This is a genomic window from Billgrantia sp. Q4P2 (assembly GCF_052806135.1).
In genome coordinates this window covers 450666-467949 of the sequence record NZ_JBRBAI010000003.1, presented here as the reverse complement: position 1 = coordinate 467949, position 17284 = coordinate 450666, and the positions used below count along the sequence as shown (strand labels likewise).

Sequence of the window (17284 nt, the reverse complement as noted above, 5' to 3'; positions counted from 1 at the left end):
GGTAACGACATGGCCAACCAGAGCTCCTCCCCGGATAGCCCCCAGATCGACGAGAACCGCCTGATTGCCGAGCGCCGGGCCAAGCTGGCGGCGCGGCGTGAGCGTGCCGCCGAGACCGGCGGCAGCGCCTTCCCCAACGACTTCCGCCGCGACAGCCTGGCGGCCGACCTGATCGACGAGCTGGGCGAAAAGGACAAGGCGGAGCTCGAAGCGTTGAGCCGCCCGGCGGCGGTGACCGGGCGCATCATGCGCAAGCGCGGCCCGTTCCTGGTGATCCAGGACCCCAGCGGCGTCATACAGCTCTACGTCGACAAGAAGGGGCTCCCGGAAGAGGTGTTAGAGGACATCAAGGGCTGGGACATCGGTGACATCGTGGCCGGTCGTGGCCCGGTGCACAAGTCGGGCAAGGGCGACCTCTACGTGATGATGGAAGAGGCCAAGCTGCTGACCAAGAGCCTGCGCCCGCTGCCGGACAAGTTCCATGGCCTGACCGACATGGAGGCGCGCTACCGCCAGCGCTACGTCGACCTGATCATGAACCCGGATTCACGCAAGGTATTCGAGACCCGCGCCGGGGTGATCAGCGCCATGCGCCGCTTCTTCGAGGAGCGTGGCTTCATGGAGGTGGAGACCCCCATGCTGCAGCCGATTCCCGGCGGTGCCACCGCGCGGCCCTTCGTCACGCACCACAACGCGCTGGACATCGACATGTACCTGCGCATCGCACCGGAGCTCTACCTCAAGCGCCTGGTAGTGGGCGGCTTCGAGAAGGTCTTCGAGATCAACCGCAACTTCCGCAACGAGGGGCTTTCGACGCGCCACAACCCCGAGTTCACCATGGTCGAGTTCTACCAGGCGCATGCCAACCATCATGACCTGATGGACCTCACCGAGGAGATGCTGCGCACCATCGCGCTCAAGGTGCTGGGCACCACCGTGGTGGTCAACACCGTGCGCAACGCCGAGGGCGAGATCCTCGAGACCTACGAGTACGATTTCGGCAGGCCGCTCAAGCGCATCAGCGTGTTCGACTCGATTCTCGAGTACAACCCGGACATCCACGCCGACGCCTTGGCCGACGAGGCGGCGGCTCGCCAGATCGCCGAGCGCCTGGACATCGACGTCAAGGATGGCTGGGGCCTGGGCAAGATCCAGATCGAGATCTTCGAGAAGACCGTCGAGCATCGCCTGAAGAATCCGACCTTCATCACCGACTATCCCACCGAGGTGAGCCCGCTGGCGCGGCGCAACGACCGCGATCCGTTCGTCACCGAGCGCTTCGAGTTCTTCGTCGGCGGCCGCGAGATTGCCAACGGCTTCTCCGAGCTCAACGACGCCGAGGACCAGGCCGAGCGCTTCCGCGCCCAGGCGGCAGAGAAGGAGGCCGGTGACCTCGAGGCGATGTACTACGATGCCGATTACGTGCGCGCGCTGGAGTACGGCATGCCGCCTACCGCCGGTGAGGGCATCGGCATCGACCGCCTGGTGATGCTGTTCACCGACAGCGCCTCGATCCGGGATGTGCTGCTGTTCCCGGCCATGCGTCCCGAGGTGGACTGAAGGGGCTGCGCTTCGGCCCGGCAAGCCGCTGAAGCGACGGGGGACATGCCTTCGAGGAGGCGCACCGAGCCCATCCCTGGGAGCTACCGGCGCCATCCATGGCGCCGGACCTTCTCTCCGGCATTCCCCCGTCGCGTTACCTCTTCTGACGGATCAAGCCCGGGCCTCTCGGTGTCGACCCGGCGGAAGTATTGGTAAGCGGCGGCGCTAGCGCCCATAATGATCACCGTTTCGACGTCGAGGAGACCGCGATGAAACTGCTCAACCGCTCCGCCCTGAGCGTCAGGCCTACCCGGCATTTCGTGGACTGGATCAACGCCCTGGAACCCACCATGGGAGAGGACGACCTCACCCTGGCCGACGTCGAACGTGAAAGCACGGTCTATCTGATTCCCGAGATGGATACCCCGGAGGCGCTTGAAGCCTTCGTGCGCGAGCGCTATCTCGAGATCCTCGAGACTGAGCTGCGCGCCTGGGAAGAGGACGAGCGCCAGTGGCCCGAGGCCCTGGACTGGGCGCTGTTCCAGCGTTTCCTGCAGGTCGAACACAGCTACCTGGCCATCGACCTGGATGACGAAACGGCGCTTGAGATCTCCGAGGTCGACGATTCGCTACTGCTGGAAACCGACCAGGACTGATTCGCTTCTCTCGTTGTTCTTCGGGAACCGGCTGCGGCCGGTTTTCTCGTTACGTTACCCTGCTGTGATGGAAACAGGATGAGCCGACTCTTCTCCACCCGGCCCGGCGATGACGGCCTGCCGGGTCCCGAGCGCCGCCTGGCGGTGTTGGCGCTGATCCTCGGTACCCTGATGGCCGTGGTCGACGTCACCATGGTCAACATCGCGCTGCCTTCCATCGCGCGCGATCTGCAAGTGTCGGACGCCCGTGCGGTGTGGGTCACCAATCTCTACCAGATCGTCTGCGCCGCTTTCCTGCTGGTGTGCGCCTCGTTCAGCGAGATGGTTAGCCGTCGCCGGCTCTACGTGGCCGGGCTGGCGCTGTTCGTGGTGGCTTCACTGGGCGCGGCGCTGGCGCGTAGCCTGGAGTGGTTACTGGTATTTCGTGCGTTGCAGGGCCTGGGTGCGGCGGCTACGCTTTCCATCGGTCCTTCGCTCTATCGCTCGATCTTCCCGACTCGCCTGTTGGGCAGCGCGCTGGGGCTCTCCGCCCTGGTGGTGGCGGGTGGCTACGCTGCTGGCCCGGCTCTGGGCGGCCTGATTCTCTCGGTGGTCAGCTGGCCCTGGCTGTTTGCCCTGCACCTGCCGCTGGGGATCGTCTCGCTATGGCTGGCGTGGCGCGCACTACCGCGGGAGAAGGGACGGCGAGGCGGATTCGATGGCCGTGGGGCGCTGGGCTCGGTGGTCATGCTGGGCAGCTTCTTCCTGGGCATGGACACTTTGGCTCACGCTGCGCCGCTGTGGCAGGCAATGGCGTGGCTGGCGTTGAGCGTGATCACGGGCTGGCTGTTCCTGCGTCGCCAGCGCCGGGCCAGCCATCCGCTGCTGCCGCCCCGATTGTTTCAGGTGGCGCGCTTTCGCCTGGCGGTCTCCGCCTCGGGGCTGGCCTTCGTCGGCCAGGGGCTCGCCTTCGTCGCGCTGTCATTCCTCTATCAGCAGGAGATGGGCTTCTCGCCCTTGCACACCGCCTGGCTGTTCACGCCCTGGCCGCTTGCCATCATGCTGGTCGGCCCCATTGCCGGCCGCCTGGCCGATCGCGTGAATCCCAGTCTCATGGCAAGTGCCGGGCTGGTGCTGCTGATGCTGGGGCTCGCTTCGCTGGCGCTGCTGCCGCAGGATGCCGGCATCATGGATAGCCTGTGGCGTACGGCCCTGTGCGGTATCGGTTTCGGGCTATTCCAGCCGCCCAACAATCGCGAGCTGATGACCAGCGCGCCGCGCGAGCTGAGCACCAGCGCCTCCGGCGTACTCAGTACCACACGCACCGTGGGTCAGTCCCTCGGTGTGGCGCTGGTAGGCGCTTTCATGGCGGCCAGTGCGCCGGTGCAGGCCACGCTGTGGGTCGGTTGCCTGGCCTGTCTGCTGGCGCTCGTGGCCAGTCTGGCACGGGTGACGCTGGCCGGCGCCGCCCAGGCGGACAGCCGCGAGGAGGTCTCGCAGGTGCAGTCGCCGGGCAAGCGAGTACAATGACCTGACACCCATGATCGAGGAGCCAGCATGAGTATCCAGGCCGATATCGAAGAGAAGCTGAAGGCCCTCGAGCCCACCCATGTGACGGTGGAGAACGAGAGCCATCGACACGCCGTACCGGCGAACTCCGAAACCCACTTCAAGGTGACGGTGGTATCCGCACACTTCTGGGGGTTGATGCCGGTGAAGCGCCACCAGCGTCTCTATGCGCTGCTGGCCGATGAACTGTCGGGGCCGGTGCATGCCCTGGCGCTGCACCTCTACACGCCCGAGGAGTGGTCCGCGCGCGGTGAGGCCCGCCCCGACTCTCCCAACTGTCGTGGCGCTGGCGCGTGACCACCGAACCACAGCGTCTGCAGTACCTGGAGGCGATGGGCCTGACCGCCTGGGTCGCTCGCTTCCAGCTTCCCCATGCGCGGCCAACGGAGGCCTGCGAATGGGAACTGCCCGAGCGTCCTGCCGCTTCGCCGCCTGCCGAGCGCCTGCATGCGCTGCTCGACGAGGCCGAGGCAGCCGCCCGGCAGCCCACGCCGCCTCCGGCCGCGGAGCCGCTGCGTGCACCGGCACCCAAGCGGGCGCGACACCTGCTGGGTATCGCACCGACGGATGAAGAAGTCGATGCCAAGCCACGTCCCGAGCGCGAGCAAGCGATGCCCCGGGAGAAGACGTCGGCTCAGGAACCGCTGCGCTTCACCCTGCAGGTAGCGTGCCTGGCAGGGCGTTGGCTGGTGGTCGTGCCGGGGCAGGCGACACCGGACGCCAGCCAGGGGCAGCTGTTAAGCAATCTGTTCCAGGCGGCGGGGCTTGGGCAGCCCACGGCCTTCGAGACGTTTCGCTGGCCGCCGATGGAGAACCTGCCGGTCGAGGCGCCGCTGGATGAGGCGCGTGAAGGCCTGCAGGCTTTCATCGAAGGCACGCACCGGCGCGGCTGGGCGCTCGAAAGAGTCCTGGTATTCGGTCAGGACGACACGCTCGTCAGGCTTCTCGGCACCCAGCAAGGCACTTTCGAGCTGCAGGGCCTGCCCGGCTGGCAGGGGCCCGCTCTGGCCGAGCTGGTGCAGAGTGCCGCAGCCAAGCGCGAACTGTGGCCCACCTTGCTGGAGTGGCGACGGGCCTGGTCGGAGAGTGGCGGCAGCGATGACTGAAGCCAGGTTGCGGCGGCTGTCGCTTGCCGATCTGGAGCGATTGGTGGAGTTGGAACGCTGCCAGCCGCGCCATGGGTCGCGCAGCCAGCTCGAAGCCGTCCTGCAGGATACCGATTGCTGCGTGCTGGGCGCCGAGGTGGAGGCCCAGCTCGTCGGCCATGCCGTGGTGGCCAGGCTGCCTTTCGAGGCCGAGCTGCAGGCCATGCTGGTGGCGCCCACCATGCGGCGGCGCGGCCTGGCTGCAGCGCTGCTTGAAGCGGTGATCGAGCAGAGTCGAAGCTGGGGCAGCGAGCGGCTACTGCTCGAGGTCAGGGCGGGCAACGAGGCCGCTATCCAGCTCTACCGCCGCGCAGGCTTCAGCGAAGACGGGCGGCGGCGCGGCTATTACCCGCCGCTGTATGAGGTAGCCGACGCGAGCAGGGAGGATGCCATTCTGATGTCGCGTCTGCCTTGAGGCAGGGCGGAAGGGTTCAGCCTCTCTCGGTTTCCACCTCGTCGAACTTGCCCAGCAGGGCGGTCAGGCGACGCTCCCACTCCTCGCGCTCCTGCTTCAGCCGGCCGTTTTCCTCGCGCAGCTCCTCGGCTTCCATCTTCAGCAGCTCCAGCGCCTCGACGGCACTGGCCACTTTCTGTTCGAGCCGATTGAAGAGTTCGGTGCTCATCGTGTTCTCCTGAAATGACGTCCTGCCGGGGCGGGCCCCTGCCCGCGCTGAATCCGTTGCGCAGCGTAACGCCGAGGGCTGCGGGTGGGCAAGCGTAGCCGAACGGCGACGCCCACTTATTCGACGAGCGGCGCAGCGGGCGCCAGTGGGCGACGACGGTAGAGCCGGCCGGTGCTGTCGCCAGCGCGTACTTCGCGATGCAGCGACCAGTTGGCGGGGACGCCCACCTCGAGCGCCGTCTCGGTTTCGAGGTAAATCCAGGCGTCCGAGGCAAGCCAGCCCTGCTCCAGCCGTTCGCAGCAGGGCTCGGCCAGGCCTTGGCGAAAGGGCGGGTCGACAAAGACCAGCGAGAACGGGGCATCATCATTTGGCCCGACAGCCAGGAGCGCAAGGGCATCGCCGGTATGCACCCGGCCCCGCTCGTCGGCGCCCAGGGTACGGAGATTGTCCGCAAGCGCCCGGGCGACCTGGCCGTCGCGTTCGACGAACAGCGCTTCGGCCGCGCCGCGGGAGAGCGCCTCCAGGCCCAGGGCGCCGGTGCCGGCAAACAGATCCAGTACCCGCGCGCCCGGCGTGGTTGCGGCCAGCCAGTTGAACAGCGTTTCGCGAACCCGGTCGGGTGTGGGGCGCAGGCCGGGGCTATCGAGTACCGGCAGCAGCCGGCGGCGGTATTCGCCGCCGATGATGCGCAGGCGGCCGCTGCCCTTGAGCGGGCTGGCGCCGGGGCGTGAACGGGATCGGAGGGAAGAGCGGCGACGTGTCATGCGGTCGAATTGTACCCGTCGCCTTGTCCACAGTCATGATGCGCGGTGTTAGGATGTAGCGATCATTCACCCGTGAGGCTGAATTCCCCCATGTTCGGTTTTTTCAAGCGCAAGAAACAGGAAGAGCAGCAAGAGAAAGAGCGGCAGCCGACGCAGCCCGAAGAAGAAGGCGCGAACGAGGAACGGCCTGCAGGAGACGCGTTCACAGAAGAGTCAGCGACCGAGCAGGCCAGCCACGAGGCGGCACCTGCGGAGTCGGACGCCGTCGATGCGCCGCGCCCCGAAGAGCGCGCCATGGCCGGCCCCGCGGCGGATGAGACGCTTGAGCGGGCCGAGGCGGTCGATGAGGTCGGTCAGGAAGAGGAGAACGCGGTGCTGCGCGAGGAGGCGCTGGCGCCCGATCTCGTGCCCGCCGAACCCGAGCCGCCTGCACCTGAACCGGTGCCCGAAACCGAACTGCCAGGACTCGAGCCTGAGCCGGTCCGTACGCCATTGCAGGAGAAGCCCGTTGCCGAGAAGCGGGGCTGGTTCGCGCGTATCCGCTCGGGCCTGGGCAAGACCCGCGCCAATCTCACCGAAGGTGTCGCCGGGCTGTTCCTTGGCAAGAAGCAGATCGACGACGAGCTGATCGAGGATCTCGAAACCCAACTGCTGATGGCCGACGTGGGCATCGAGGCCACCACCGAGATCATCGACCGCTTGACCGAGCGCGTCTCGCGCAAGGAACTCAAGGACCCACAGGCGCTCTATCGCGCGCTGCAGGATGAACTCGCCGTGATGCTCGACGCCGTGGCCAAGCCGCTGGCTCTGCCGGCCAAGGGCGAAGGTCCCTTCGTGATCCTGGTGGTCGGAGTAAACGGGGTGGGCAAGACCACCACCATCGGCAAGCTGACCCAGCGCTTCCAGCGCGAAGGGCACAGCGTGATGCTGGCCGCTGGCGATACCTTTCGTGCTGCCGCAGTGGAGCAGCTCAAGGTATGGGGCGAGCGCAACAAGGTGCCGGTGATCGCCCAGCATACCGGCGCCGATAGCGCTTCGGTGATCTACGATGCGGTGGCCGCAGCCAGGGCGCGCAAAATCGACGTGCTGATCGCCGATACCGCCGGGCGTTTGCACAACAAGAGCCACTTGATGGAAGAACTCAAGAAGGTGCACCGGGTGATGGGCAAGCTCGACGACACCGCCCCTCACGAGGTGATGCTGGTGCTCGACGCCGGTACCGGCCAGAACGCGCTGTCCCAGGCCAACACCTTCAACGAGGCGGTGCCGGTCACCGGCATTACTCTGACCAAGCTCGACGGTACCGCCAAGGGCGGCATCATCTTCGCCCTGGCCAAGCAGCTCGGTACGCCGATCCGCTTCATCGGGGTGGGCGAGGGGCTGGACGACCTGCGCCCCTTCGAGGCTCGTGACTTCGTCGACGCGCTCTTCGACCAGGGCGACGAGGGAGCCGCCGCCTCGCCATGATCCTCTTCGAGCATGTGGGGAAGCGCTACGGCGGGCGCTTCGAGGCGCTGGCCAACATCGATTTTCGTGTGCAGCGTGGTGAGATGGTCTTTCTGACGGGCCACTCCGGCGCCGGCAAGAGTTCGCTGCTACGCCTGATCATGCTGCTCGAACGGCCGACTCGCGGGCGGGTACTGGTCGCCGGCCACGACATCGGTCGCCTGCACCCCAGCCAAGTGCCGTTCTACCGCCGCCAGATCGGCGTGGTATTCCAGGATCACCAGCTGCTGCTCGACCGCTCCATCTTCCATAACGTGGCGTTGCCGTTGGAAATCCGCGGCTTCGAACCTCGCGAGGCCGCCCGCCGGGTGCGCGCGGCGCTGGACAAGGTCGGCCTTCTGCATCGCGAGAAGGCGCTGCCCGTCGAACTTTCCGGCGGTGAGCAGCAGCGCGTGGGTATCGCCCGGGCGGTAGTCAACAAACCATCGCTGCTGCTGGCCGACGAGCCTACCGGCAATCTCGACCCGCAGCTCTCGGCTGACATCATGGCGCTGTTCGAGGACTTCAATCGAATCGGCACCACGGTGATGATCGCCAGTCACGACCTGGCGCTGATCGCCCGCTTGCGCCATCGCGTATTGCGCCTGCACGACGGACGCCTGGTAGCCGACGAGGAAGCGGCATGAGCCGACAGCCTGCCGCGCCGCCCCGCGGTGCACGCACTCAGCGCACCCGTTCATCGAGCCGTTTTCGCGGCTGGCTGCGCCATCATCGCGCCATGTGTCTCGACAGTGCCCGGCGGCTGCTGCGGACCCCTATCGGCAGCCTGCTCACCATGCTCGCCATCGCCATCGCCCTGGTACTGCCGGCGGCGCTGTGGCTGGCGCTGGACAGCGCACGCCTGCTCGACGCCGAACTCGAAGAGAGCGCTACGCTTACCGTCTACCTGGCTCACGATGTCGACGAGGCTCAGGCCGGGCGCGTCGACGAAGCGGTGGCGGCCCATGAGGGAGTGATGCGTACCCGGCTGGTCACTGCCGCTGAAGGCATGGCCGAGTTTCAGCAGGCGCTGGGCCTGGCCGACGCCTTGGGTCGGCTCGAGGACAACCCTCTGCCGGCCAGCATCGTGGTGGTACCCGCCGACCCGGCCCCCGAGGCCGTGCGTCGGCTGGCCGGGTCGCTGGAGGCAATGACCGGCGTCGACGAAGTGCGCCTCGATCTGGCCTGGCTCGAACGGCTGCGGCATCTGGCCGAGCTAGGTAGTCGGCTGGCGCTGGCGCTGGCGGTGCTGTTCGGCCTGGGTGTGCTATTGGTGGTGGGCAACACCATTCGACTGGCGGTAGAGAGCCGCCGCCAAGAGATCGAGGTGGTAATGTTGATCGGTGCCACCCACGCCTTCGTACGCCGCCCCTTTCTTTATAGCGGCGCCTGGTACGGTTTCGGCGGCGGTCTGCTCGCCTGGGGGCTGCTGGGGCTCGGCAACCAATGGCTGGCGATGCCGGTCAGCGCTCTCGCCGCCAGCTACGGTGCCACCTTTACCCTGCCGAGCCTGGGGCTGGAGGGCTCGGCAACGCTGCTCTTGTGCAGTACACTATTGGGCTGGCTGGGCGCCTGGATCGCCGTGAGCCGCCATCTCGCGGAGGTTCGGCCGCGATAGAAAGCCACAACGATATGGCTGCGACACCCAGTCGCGGACCTGCCGTTGCGCTGGCGACCTCAGTCGGCATCTGCCAAGCTGTCGACTGCAGGAAGGGAACGTTATCGGTTATCGCCCGTCTAATCAGGCGGTTGAAAAGTATATTAGGTTTTCAAGGAGACAACCTGCAATGAGCACCAGTCTTCTGCCGGTGGGTCAGCTCTCGCCGGGGCATGACCTCAACGGGTATATCCAGGCGGTCAATGGCATTCCCATGCTTACCGCCGAGGAAGAGCGCGAACTCGCCTTCCGCCTTCACGACGAAGGCGATCTGGAGGCGGCGCGTCGCTTGGTGCTGTCGCATCTGCGCTTTGTCGTCCATATCGCGCGCAGCTATTCCGGCTACGGCCTGCCTCAGGCCGACCTGATCCAGGAAGGCAACGTGGGGCTGATGAAGGCCGTCAAGCGCTTTGACCCCAATCAGGGCGTGCGCCTGGTCTCCTTTGCCGTGCACTGGATCAAGGCCGAGATCCACGAGTTCGTGCTGCGCAACTGGCGCATCGTCAAGATTGCCACCACCAAGGCACAGCGCAAGCTGTTCTTCAACCTGCGCAGTGCCAAGAAGCGCCTGGCCTGGCTCAACAACGACGAAGTCGACGCCATCGCCCGCGATCTCGACGTCAAGCCTGAAGTGGTGCGCGAGATGGAGGGGCGTCTGGCGGCCCACGATGCCGGCTTCGACGTCTCCCCGAGCGACGATGAGGACTCCGCCTACCAGGCGCCGGTCCACTACCTCGACGACGATGGCTCCGACCCCGCCGTCCAACTCGAAGACAGTGACTGGGAAGACGACGCCAACCGTCGCCTGAAGATGGCCCTGGAGGCGCTGGACGAGCGCTCCCGGGACATTCTCCAGCGCCGCTGGCTGGCCGACGACAAGGCGACGCTGCACGACTTGGCCGACGTCTATGGCGTCTCCGCCGAACGCATCCGGCAGCTCGAGAAAAATGCCATGAAGAAGATCCGCCAGCAGTTGGGTGACGCCCTGGCTGCTTGAGCACCGACCCAAGCCGATACGCAAAAGCCCCGGTTCAATGAACCGGGGCTTTTGCGTATCGGCGCGGCTGCTCTAGGCGCTTTGCGTGATCGGCGTTCGCATCAGCTGCGCCGACAGTAGCGCCCACTGATCGTCCCAGTGCTCGGTGGGGCGACGCTGGAAGTCGCTGCGCACGTACTGCGAGATGCGCCCCTCGGCGACGGCGATCAGCAGGTTGGCGGTAGCCGACACCGTCAGCACGGGGCGCCGGCGCTCGCGCAGCTCCGCTTCGCGCAGGACCTGCTTGAGCTGGGTTTCCAGGCGCTCGAAGAGCTGATGGATGCGCAGCCTGAGCCGAGCGGTCTCACCGGTCAACACATCGCCTTCGAGCAGGCGCGAGAGGCCGGGGTTCTTCTCGGCGAAGGCCAGCAGCAGGGTGAGTATCTGGCCACAGCGCGGCACGGCCTCGGGGAAGTCCTCGAGAATGCGGCTGATGCGCTCGAACAGCGTCTCTTCGATGAATTCGATGAGGCCCTCGAACATGCGGGCCTTGCTCGGAAAATGGCGGTAGAGAGCGGCTTCGGAGACGCCCACCTGGCGCGCCAGCGCCGCGATGGTGATGCGCTTGCCGCTGTCCTCCTCCAGCATCAGGGCGAGCGACTGCAGAATCTGCTCGCGCCGGCTGGAAATCTGTGTTGCCTGCGTCATGTTGGAGTTGTCTTCTGGTTATTGGATGGCCGGAGGTATCCGCCCGGTGACGGGCACGGGGCGGAAGTTCCTTCAGGCGCTGTCGTTCCCTTGCTGATCGGCATCGGTGATCAGGGTGCCGACCCCGGCGTTGGTGAATATTTCCAGCAGCGTGGCATGAGGCACGCGGCCGTCGATGATGTGCGCGCTGCGCACGCCTCCCTTGACGGCTTCGAGTGCGCAACGGATCTTCGGCAGCATACCACCATGAATGGTGCCGTCGGCGATCAATGCATTTACCTGAGCGGTGGTCAGCCCGGTGAGTACCTCGCCCTCGGCGTTCATCAGCCCGGCGACGTTGGTCAGCAGCATCAGCTTCTCCGCACCCAGCGCCTCGGCTATCTTGCCCGCCACCAAATCGGCATTGATGTTGTAGCTGTTGCCCTTGGCATCGACGCCGATGGGCGCGATCACCGGAATGAAATCGCGCTCGGCGAGCATTTCGATCAGGTCGGTGGAGACATGCTCCACCTCGCCCACATGACCGATGTCGATGATCTCGGGGGCGGTCATCTCCGGCGTCTTGTGCTCGACCTTGAGCTGACGCGCGCGGATCTGGGCGCCGTCCTTGCCGGTGAGGCCGATCGCCTTGCCGCCGCACTGGTTGATCAGGTTGACGATGCCCTTGTTGACCAGCCCGCCGAGCACCATTTCCACCACGTCCATGGTCTGCGAGTCGGTGACCCGCATGCCGTTGACGAAGCGCGACTCGATCCTGAGCTTGGCCAGCAGGTCGCCGATTTGCGGCCCGCCGCCGTGCACCACCACCGGATTGATGCCGACCTCCTTCATCAGCACCATGTTGCGGGCGAAGGAGTCGATCAGGGTGTCCTCGGTCATGGCGTTGCCGCCGTACTTGACGACGACGGTCTTGCCGGAAAAGCGCTGGATGTAGGGAAGTGCCTCGGAAAGCACTTCCACTACCAGCCGCGGGTCACGAGTCGTTTCGGTCATGGTCCTTCCTTAAGGAACAAAACGAAGGGACGCTGCCGTCAGCTCGGCAGCGTCAGCGCTGGGTCGACCTGTTTCAGGGCGTCGGCGAACTGTTGGCGAATGCGTTCGAGGGCCGCGTCGCTCTTGCCCTCGAAGCGCAGCACCAACACCGGTGTGGTGTTGGAGGCACGACACAGACCCCAGCCGTCCGGGTAATCGACGCGAATGCCGTCGAGGGTGGTCTTGACGCCATCGTTACCGAAGTCGCCCTCGCGGGCCAGCTTGTCGACCAGGTCGAACTTGTTCTCATCGGTCACGTGGACGTTGATCTCGGGCGTGCCGATGTCCTGTGGATAGCGGGCGAAGAAAGTATCGGCGTCCTCATCCTGCTTGGACAGGATCTCCAGCAGCCGGGCGGCGCCGTAGATGCCGTCGTCGAAGCCGTACCAGCGCTCCTGGAAGAAGATGTGGCCGCTCATTTCACCGGCGAGCTGAGCGCCGGTCTCCTTCATGCGTGCCTTGATCAGCGAGTGACCGGTGCGCCACATCTCCGGCGTGCCGCCGGCCCGCTCGATGACGCCCGCCAGGTTGCCGGTGCACTTGACGTCGAAGATCACCTTGGCGCCCGGGTTGCGCGACAGCATGTCCTCGGCGAAGGCCATCATCAGGTGGTCGGGATAGATCAGCTTGCCACTCGGCGTGACCACGCCGAGGCGGTCGCCGTCACCGTCGAAGGCCAGGCCGATGTCGGCGCCGGTCTCCTGCACCGTGCGGATCACGTCCTGCAGGTTCTCGAGCTTGCCCGGGTCGGGGTGATGGTTGGGGAAATTACCGTCGATCTCGGCGAACAGCGGTACGGTCTCGACACCGAGCATCTCGATCAGCTTCGGTCCCAGCTCGCCGGCCACGCCGTTGCCGCAGTCGACCACTGCCTTGAGCGGGCGTTCCAACTTGATGTCGCCGACGATGCGCTCGAGGTAGGCGTCGCGCAGGTCGTCCTGGCGCACGCTGCCCTGGCCCTCGCTGAGGTCGCCGGACTCGATGCGCCGGTAGAGCGCCGTGATTGCCTCGCCGGAGAGTGTCTCGCCGCCCAGCACGATCTTGAAGCCGTTGTAGTCCGGTGGGTTGTGGCTGCCGGTGACCATCACGCCCGAGGCGGTGCCTTCGAGCACGTGGGTGGCGAAATAGAGCACCGGGGTGGGCACCATGCCGATGTCGACCACGTCGCGGCCGGCCGCGGTGAGGCCGCGAATCAGCGCCGCGCTGAGCCGGGGGCCGGAGAGACGGCCGTCGCGGGCTACCACCACGGTGGATTCGTTGCGCGCTGCGGCTTCCGAGCCGATGGCCCGGCCGATCATCTCCACGGTCGCCTCGGTCAGGGTATCGTCGACGATCCCGCGAACGTCGTAGGCGCGGAAGATGGAAGCCGGTACGGTGCTGTTCTTGACTTGGCTCATAGCGATTCCTTGTCAGACAGGAGTGAGTTCATGTGCCAGGTTGCGAAAACGCTGCCGGACGATTCCGTTCCCTGGAACGTTCGGCAGCGATTCGTCGCGCGTCTCAGTGGCGCCCCGAACTGCCGAAGCCGCCTTCACCGCGAAGGCTGGTCTCGAAGCTGTCGACGACTTCGAGTTCGGCTTGCACCACCGGTACCAGGACGTACTGGGCCAGGCGCTCGAAGGGCTCCAGCACGAAGGGGGTGGTGCCGCGATTCCAGGTCGAAATCATCAGCTCGCCCTGGTAGTCGGAGTCGATGAGCCCCACCAGGTTGCCCAGCACGATGCCGTGCTTGTGCCCGAGGCCCGAGCGCGGCAGGATCAGGCCGGCAAGGCCGGGATCGCCGATATGAATGGCAAGCCCGGTGCGGACCAGCTCGCACTGACCGGGCTCCAGGGTCAAAGGTGCATCGAGTAGGGCACGCAGGTCCATGCCCGCGGAACCCAGGGTAGCGTAGCGGGGCATGTAGTCGTGCAGCCGCTCGTCGAGCAGCTTGACTGCCAGGCGCGGTCGGGGGGTGGGGCTGGCTTGTAGGGACTCGGGCATGGTCGTTCCGTCGGGTTCGCTGATGTCTGGTTCAGGGTCGATATTCAGAGTTCGGAGTCAGAACTCAGTGCACGGGGCGCGAGGCCAGGCAGCCGAGGGCCCGGTCGATCACCGCCCTGGCAAGCTGGGTCTTGGGCTGCGGCGGCAGGTTCGCGCCACCTTCGCCTTCACCTTCACGCCACAGCAACAAGGCGGCATTGTCATCGGCGCCGAAGCCGAGGCCAGCGGCCGAGACGTCATTGGCGACGATCATGTCCAGCCGCTTGCGCATGAGCTTGTCTCGGGCGTAGGCCTCAAGGTCGCGGGTTTCCGCGGCGAAGCCCACCACGAAGGGGCGCCCGCCTGCCGCGTCGCGCTGCCTGGCGATATCGGCAATGATATCCGGATTCTTGACCAGTCTCAGGGTCATTCCATCCTCGCCTTCACGCTTCTTGATCTTGTGTTCCGATGCCGCCTCGGCGCGGTAGTCGGCCACCGCTGCGCAGCCGATGAAGATATCGCATTCGCTTGCCAAACGGCGGCTTGCCTCGTGCATCTGCAGTGCCGTCTCCACATCGATGCGCGCCACACCCTCGGGCGTCGGCAGGCTGACGGGTCCGCTGATCAGGGTGACCTGGGCGCCAAGCTCGGCGGCGGCAGCAGCCAGGGCGAAGCCCATCTTTCCCGAACTGTGGTTGGAAAGGTAGCGTACCGGGTCGAGGGGTTCACGGGTGGGGCCGGCGGTGATCACGACATGCAGTCCCTGGGCCGGGGTATTCTCGGGTGGTACGACTTGGCCTTGTGCTGTCTCGCTTGCCGGCTGGATGAGTTCGGCCATGATCGCCTCGGGCTCGAGCATACGACCCGGCCCAACGTCGCCGCAGGCCTGGTCGCCGCTGGCCGGCCCCAGCAATCGCCAGCCGTCCTGTTCGAGGCGGGAGGCGTTGCGCTGGGTGGCGGCGTGGCGCCACATGGCCTGGTTCATGGCCGGAGCCATGACCTTCTCGGCTTCGCTGGCCAGGCACAGGGTCGTGAGCAGGTCGTCGGCCATGCCCTGGGCCAGGCGCGCCATCAGGTCGGCGGTGCCGGGGGCGATCAGGATGACGTCGGCCCAGCGGGCCAGCTCGATATGCCCCATGCCGGCTTCGGCTTCCGGGTCCAGCAGCGAGGTGCGTACCGCCTCGCCGGTGAGCGCCTGCAGCGTCAGCGGCGTGATGAAGGCCTGGGCGCCCTCGGTCATGACCACGCGAACCTCGCAGCCTGCCTGCTTGAGCAGCCGGGCGAGCTGGGCGCTCTTGTAGGCGGCGATGCCGGCGCTGATGCCGAGCAGAATGCGTCGGCCGGCGAGCCGACTGGCGGACTGCACTGTCATGGTGATTCCCTGAGCTAAAACCCGACCTTCTACCTTACCATCGCCGTTGAAGTTGCGCAGCCGCGGCCTTTCGTGCGCGTCGGTTACAATGCATGACTTCTACCAACCGATGGAAAGCGTAGCAAGGAGACAGGGGATGTCGATTCGCGACTGGCCCGAGGGCGAGCGCCCGCGGGAGAAACTGCTGGCGCTGGGTGCCGAGGCACTGTCCGATGCCGAGCTGCTGGCGATTTTCCTGCGTGTGGGGGTGGCGGGCCGCTCGGCGGTGGATCTGGCTCGCGACCTGCTGAGTGCATTCGGCGGCCTGCGCCAACTGCTGGAAGCCGACCAGGCGCGCTTCTGTGCCGAGCGCGGTCTGGGCACGGCCAAGTTCGTCCAGCTCCAGGCCACTCTCGAACTCTCCAAGCGCCACCTGGCCGCGCAGCTAGCCCGCGGCAATGCCCTGACCTCGCCGACCCTGGTGCGCGCCTATCTGGCCACCCAGCTGCGTCATCTGGGCCACGAGGAGTTCGCCGCGCTGTTTCTCGACACCCAGCACCGCGTGATCCGCTTCGAGTCGCTGTTCCGCGGTACCCTGGACAGCGCCTCGGTCTACCCTCGTGAGGTGGCGCGCCGGGCGCTGGAGGTGGGGGCCGGCGCGATCATCTTCGCGCACAACCATCCTTCGGGCGTGGCCGAACCCTCTGATGCCGACCGGCGCATCACCGAGCGGCTGCGTGAGGCGCTGGGCCTGTTCGAGATCCGCGTGCTGGATCACTTCGTCGTCGGCGACGGGGAGGTGGTGTCTTTCGCCGAGCGAGGCTGGCTTTAGGAAACACTGCATAAATGTCTGCGCGAGCGAATCGCTGCGTTGCGCGGTGCTCGGAGTCCTCACCTATACCCCATAGGCTCCGGCTCCTGCGCTTCGCTCGCTCGGTTCGCTGGCTGGATGGAGAAGACTGGTGACAGTACGACTGTTTATGAAAGCTTGCGGGAGTGGGGGGCAGGGAGTGTAGAATACGCGGCTACTTGCCTGTAGGGGCGCACTCTGCTATAAAGTGCAGCCTTTGAATTCCCTTGGGTCAAATGACAACGGGGTCGTTCCCGGTTTGCCCGACAGGTTTTGAACACTCAGGTTTGACCACCTGGCCAAGCGGTTGGAGGCTCCCATGTCCAAAGTATGTCAGGTTACCGGCAAGCGTCCGGTAACTGGTAACAACGTTTCACACTCCCAGCGCAAGACCCGCCGTCGTTTCTTGCCGAACCTGCACACCCATCGTTTCTGGGTGGAGTCCGAGAACCGCTTCGTCAAGCTGCGGGTCTCCTCCAAGGGTATGCGCATCATCGACAAGAAGGGCATCGACGCGGTGCTCAGCGACATTCGCAAGCGCGGCGAAGCCGTCTAAGCGACCACTCAGGGAGTAAGCAGCCATGCGTGACAAGATCAAGCTGGTGTCCAGTGCCGGTACCGGCCACTTCTACACCACCGACAAGAACAAGCGGAACACCCCGGACAAGCTCGAATTCAAGAAATTCGACCCGGTCGTCCGCAAGCACGTGATGTACAAGGAAGCCAAGATCAAGTAAGCCGATCCCGATGTCCGGCGACGGACATCGATGGGGCGACTTGATGGCTTCCAGCCGCAGGTAGCAAGACCTGTCCTCCTGAACCCGGCCCTACGGTCGGGTTCAGGCGTTAGTGAACACTGCGCAAATTGCTGCACGGGCGAATCGCTGCGTTACGCGCTGCTCGAAATCCTCACCTATACCCCATAGGCTCCGGTTTCTGTGCTGCGGGCGCCTTGCGCTTCATCCCGTTCGCTAATCTGCGCAGC

At 65.8% G+C, this 17284-nt stretch carries 20 protein-coding genes; 13 read left to right on the top strand and 7 right to left on the bottom strand.

The window, feature by feature from the left end:
* The first annotated feature begins 9 nt into the window (after positions 1-9).
* The 6 genes from lysS to ACUY1T_RS07615 all read left to right on the top strand — a co-directional run bounded on the left by lysS (position 10) and on the right by ACUY1T_RS07615 (position 5306).
* Positions 10-1560, top strand: coding sequence for a lysine--tRNA ligase (gene lysS, locus ACUY1T_RS07640; RefSeq protein ID WP_446021520.1), 1551 nt, complete (start codon positions 10-12; stop codon positions 1558-1560).
* Between the two features lie 251 nt (positions 1561-1811).
* Positions 1812-2198, top strand: coding sequence for a hypothetical protein (locus tag ACUY1T_RS07635; protein WP_197449449.1), 387 nt, complete (start codon positions 1812-1814; stop codon positions 2196-2198).
* 78 nt (positions 2199-2276) lie between these two features.
* Positions 2277-3707: an MFS transporter gene (locus tag ACUY1T_RS07630; RefSeq protein WP_446021518.1), complete on the top strand. Its 1431-nt coding sequence runs from the start codon at positions 2277-2279 to the stop codon at positions 3705-3707.
* Positions 3708-3734: 27 nt separating this feature from the next.
* Positions 3735-4043, top strand: coding sequence for a BolA family protein (locus ACUY1T_RS07625; protein WP_446021517.1), 309 nt, complete (start codon positions 3735-3737; stop codon positions 4041-4043).
* Positions 4040-4852, top strand: a complete 813-nt coding sequence (locus ACUY1T_RS07620; protein WP_446021516.1) for a hypothetical protein — start codon at positions 4040-4042, stop codon at positions 4850-4852. The genes ACUY1T_RS07625 and ACUY1T_RS07620 overlap by 4 nt, the downstream gene beginning before the upstream one ends.
* Complete coding sequence (locus tag ACUY1T_RS07615; RefSeq protein ID WP_446021514.1) at positions 4845-5306, top strand: GNAT family N-acetyltransferase; 462 nt, start codon at positions 4845-4847, stop codon at positions 5304-5306. The genes ACUY1T_RS07620 and ACUY1T_RS07615 overlap by 8 nt, the downstream gene beginning before the upstream one ends.
* 16 nt (positions 5307-5322) lie before the next feature.
* Here the strand turns inward: ACUY1T_RS07615 and ACUY1T_RS07610 are convergent, their stop codons facing one another.
* Both ACUY1T_RS07610 and rsmD read right to left on the bottom strand, forming a co-directional pair.
* A complete protein-coding gene (locus tag ACUY1T_RS07610) occupies positions 5323-5514 on the bottom strand; it encodes a cell division protein ZapB (RefSeq protein ID WP_446021512.1) in 192 nt (63 codons plus the stop codon).
* A 116-nt stretch (positions 5515-5630) separates the two neighbouring features.
* The gene (gene rsmD / locus ACUY1T_RS07605; protein WP_446021511.1) at positions 5631-6278 is read right to left on the bottom strand and encodes a 16S rRNA (guanine(966)-N(2))-methyltransferase RsmD; all 648 of its coding nucleotides are present in this window, start codon (positions 6276-6278) and stop codon (positions 5631-5633) included.
* Positions 6279-6368: 90 nt separating this feature from the next.
* Between rsmD and ftsY the strand changes: the two genes are divergently transcribed.
* The 4 genes from ftsY (at position 6369) to rpoH (ending at position 10417) form a co-directional block, all read left to right on the top strand.
* Positions 6369-7745 (top strand): signal recognition particle-docking protein FtsY, encoded by a 1377-nt coding sequence (gene ftsY, locus ACUY1T_RS07600; RefSeq protein WP_446021618.1) that lies wholly within the window; start codon positions 6369-6371, stop codon positions 7743-7745.
* Positions 7742-8410, top strand: a complete 669-nt coding sequence (gene ftsE, locus ACUY1T_RS07595) for a cell division ATP-binding protein FtsE (RefSeq protein ID WP_446021509.1) — start codon at positions 7742-7744, stop codon at positions 8408-8410. Before ftsY ends, ftsE begins: the two co-directional genes overlap by 4 nt.
* Positions 8407-9381 (top strand): permease-like cell division protein FtsX, encoded by a 975-nt coding sequence (gene ftsX, locus ACUY1T_RS07590; protein ID WP_446021507.1) that lies wholly within the window; start codon positions 8407-8409, stop codon positions 9379-9381. The genes ftsE and ftsX overlap by 4 nt, the downstream gene beginning before the upstream one ends.
* Positions 9382-9550: 169 nt before the next feature.
* Complete coding sequence (gene rpoH, locus ACUY1T_RS07585) at positions 9551-10417, top strand: RNA polymerase sigma factor RpoH (RefSeq protein ID WP_446021505.1); 867 nt, start codon at positions 9551-9553, stop codon at positions 10415-10417.
* Between the two features lie 72 nt (positions 10418-10489).
* On the opposite strand, the gene slmA is transcribed toward rpoH, so the two are convergent.
* The 5 genes from slmA to coaBC all read right to left on the bottom strand — a co-directional run bounded on the left by slmA (position 10490) and on the right by coaBC (position 15470).
* Positions 10490-11104, bottom strand: a complete 615-nt coding sequence (gene slmA / locus ACUY1T_RS07580) for a nucleoid occlusion factor SlmA (RefSeq protein WP_446021503.1) — start codon at positions 11102-11104, stop codon at positions 10490-10492.
* 72 nt (positions 11105-11176) lie between these two features.
* Positions 11177-12097: an acetylglutamate kinase gene (argB, locus tag ACUY1T_RS07575; RefSeq protein ID WP_446021501.1), complete on the bottom strand. Its 921-nt coding sequence runs from the start codon at positions 12095-12097 to the stop codon at positions 11177-11179.
* 38 nt (positions 12098-12135) lie between these two features.
* Positions 12136-13533 carry a phosphomannomutase/phosphoglucomutase gene (locus ACUY1T_RS07570; protein ID WP_446021499.1) on the bottom strand — a complete coding sequence of 466 codons (1398 nt, stop codon included), beginning with the start codon at positions 13531-13533 and terminating at the stop codon, positions 12136-12138.
* Between the two features lie 103 nt (positions 13534-13636).
* The gene (dut, locus tag ACUY1T_RS07565) at positions 13637-14119 is read right to left on the bottom strand and encodes a dUTP diphosphatase (protein WP_446021497.1); all 483 of its coding nucleotides are present in this window, start codon (positions 14117-14119) and stop codon (positions 13637-13639) included.
* A gap of 64 nt (positions 14120-14183) precedes the next feature.
* Positions 14184-15470, bottom strand: coding sequence for a bifunctional phosphopantothenoylcysteine decarboxylase/phosphopantothenate--cysteine ligase CoaBC (coaBC, locus tag ACUY1T_RS07560; RefSeq protein ID WP_446021495.1), 1287 nt, complete (start codon positions 15468-15470; stop codon positions 14184-14186).
* A gap of 136 nt (positions 15471-15606) precedes the next feature.
* Between coaBC and radC the strand changes: the two genes are divergently transcribed.
* The 3 genes from radC (at position 15607) to rpmG (ending at position 17036) form a co-directional block, all read left to right on the top strand.
* Positions 15607-16281, top strand: a complete 675-nt coding sequence (radC, locus tag ACUY1T_RS07555; protein ID WP_446021493.1) for a RadC family protein — start codon at positions 15607-15609, stop codon at positions 16279-16281.
* Positions 16282-16618: 337 nt separating this feature from the next.
* Positions 16619-16855: a 50S ribosomal protein L28 gene (gene rpmB, locus ACUY1T_RS07550; RefSeq protein ID WP_010630182.1), complete on the top strand. Its 237-nt coding sequence runs from the start codon at positions 16619-16621 to the stop codon at positions 16853-16855.
* 25 nt (positions 16856-16880) lie between these two features.
* Positions 16881-17036 carry a 50S ribosomal protein L33 gene (gene rpmG, locus ACUY1T_RS07545; protein ID WP_086509014.1) on the top strand — a complete coding sequence of 52 codons (156 nt, stop codon included), beginning with the start codon at positions 16881-16883 and terminating at the stop codon, positions 17034-17036.
* Positions 17037-17284: the final 248 nt, after the last annotated feature.

Excerpts from the sequence above, each read along its gene's own strand:
- lysS (WP_446021520.1), top strand. The coding sequence starts at position 10 with ATGGCCAACCAGAGCTCCTCCCCGGATAGCCCCCAGATCGACGAGAAC.
- ACUY1T_RS07635 (WP_197449449.1), top strand. The coding sequence starts at position 1,812 with ATGAAACTGCTCAACCGCTCCGCCCTGAGCGTCAGGCCTACCCGGCAT.
- ACUY1T_RS07630 (WP_446021518.1), top strand. The coding sequence starts at position 2,277 with ATGAGCCGACTCTTCTCCACCCGGCCCGGCGATGACGGCCTGCCGGGT.
- ACUY1T_RS07625 (WP_446021517.1), top strand. The coding sequence starts at position 3,735 with ATGAGTATCCAGGCCGATATCGAAGAGAAGCTGAAGGCCCTCGAGCCC.
- ACUY1T_RS07615 (WP_446021514.1), top strand. The coding sequence starts at position 4,845 with ATGACTGAAGCCAGGTTGCGGCGGCTGTCGCTTGCCGATCTGGAGCGA.
- ACUY1T_RS07610 (WP_446021512.1), bottom strand. The coding sequence starts at position 5,514 with ATGAGCACCGAACTCTTCAATCGGCTCGAACAGAAAGTGGCCAGTGCC.
- rsmD (WP_446021511.1), bottom strand. The coding sequence starts at position 6,278 with ATGACACGTCGCCGCTCTTCCCTCCGATCCCGTTCACGCCCCGGCGCC.
- ftsY (WP_446021618.1), top strand. The coding sequence starts at position 6,369 with ATGTTCGGTTTTTTCAAGCGCAAGAAACAGGAAGAGCAGCAAGAGAAA.
- ftsE (WP_446021509.1), top strand. The coding sequence starts at position 7,742 with ATGATCCTCTTCGAGCATGTGGGGAAGCGCTACGGCGGGCGCTTCGAG.
- ftsX (WP_446021507.1), top strand. The coding sequence starts at position 8,407 with ATGAGCCGACAGCCTGCCGCGCCGCCCCGCGGTGCACGCACTCAGCGC.
- rpoH (WP_446021505.1), top strand. The coding sequence starts at position 9,551 with ATGAGCACCAGTCTTCTGCCGGTGGGTCAGCTCTCGCCGGGGCATGAC.
- slmA (WP_446021503.1), bottom strand. The coding sequence starts at position 11,104 with ATGACGCAGGCAACACAGATTTCCAGCCGGCGCGAGCAGATTCTGCAG.
- argB (WP_446021501.1), bottom strand. The coding sequence starts at position 12,097 with ATGACCGAAACGACTCGTGACCCGCGGCTGGTAGTGGAAGTGCTTTCC.
- ACUY1T_RS07570 (WP_446021499.1), bottom strand. The coding sequence starts at position 13,533 with ATGAGCCAAGTCAAGAACAGCACCGTACCGGCTTCCATCTTCCGCGCC.
- dut (WP_446021497.1), bottom strand. The coding sequence starts at position 14,119 with ATGCCCGAGTCCCTACAAGCCAGCCCCACCCCCCGACCGCGCCTGGCA.
- coaBC (WP_446021495.1), bottom strand. The coding sequence starts at position 15,470 with ATGACAGTGCAGTCCGCCAGTCGGCTCGCCGGCCGACGCATTCTGCTC.
- radC (WP_446021493.1), top strand. The coding sequence starts at position 15,607 with ATGTCGATTCGCGACTGGCCCGAGGGCGAGCGCCCGCGGGAGAAACTG.
- rpmB (WP_010630182.1), top strand. The coding sequence starts at position 16,619 with ATGTCCAAAGTATGTCAGGTTACCGGCAAGCGTCCGGTAACTGGTAAC.
- rpmG (WP_086509014.1), top strand. The coding sequence starts at position 16,881 with ATGCGTGACAAGATCAAGCTGGTGTCCAGTGCCGGTACCGGCCACTTC.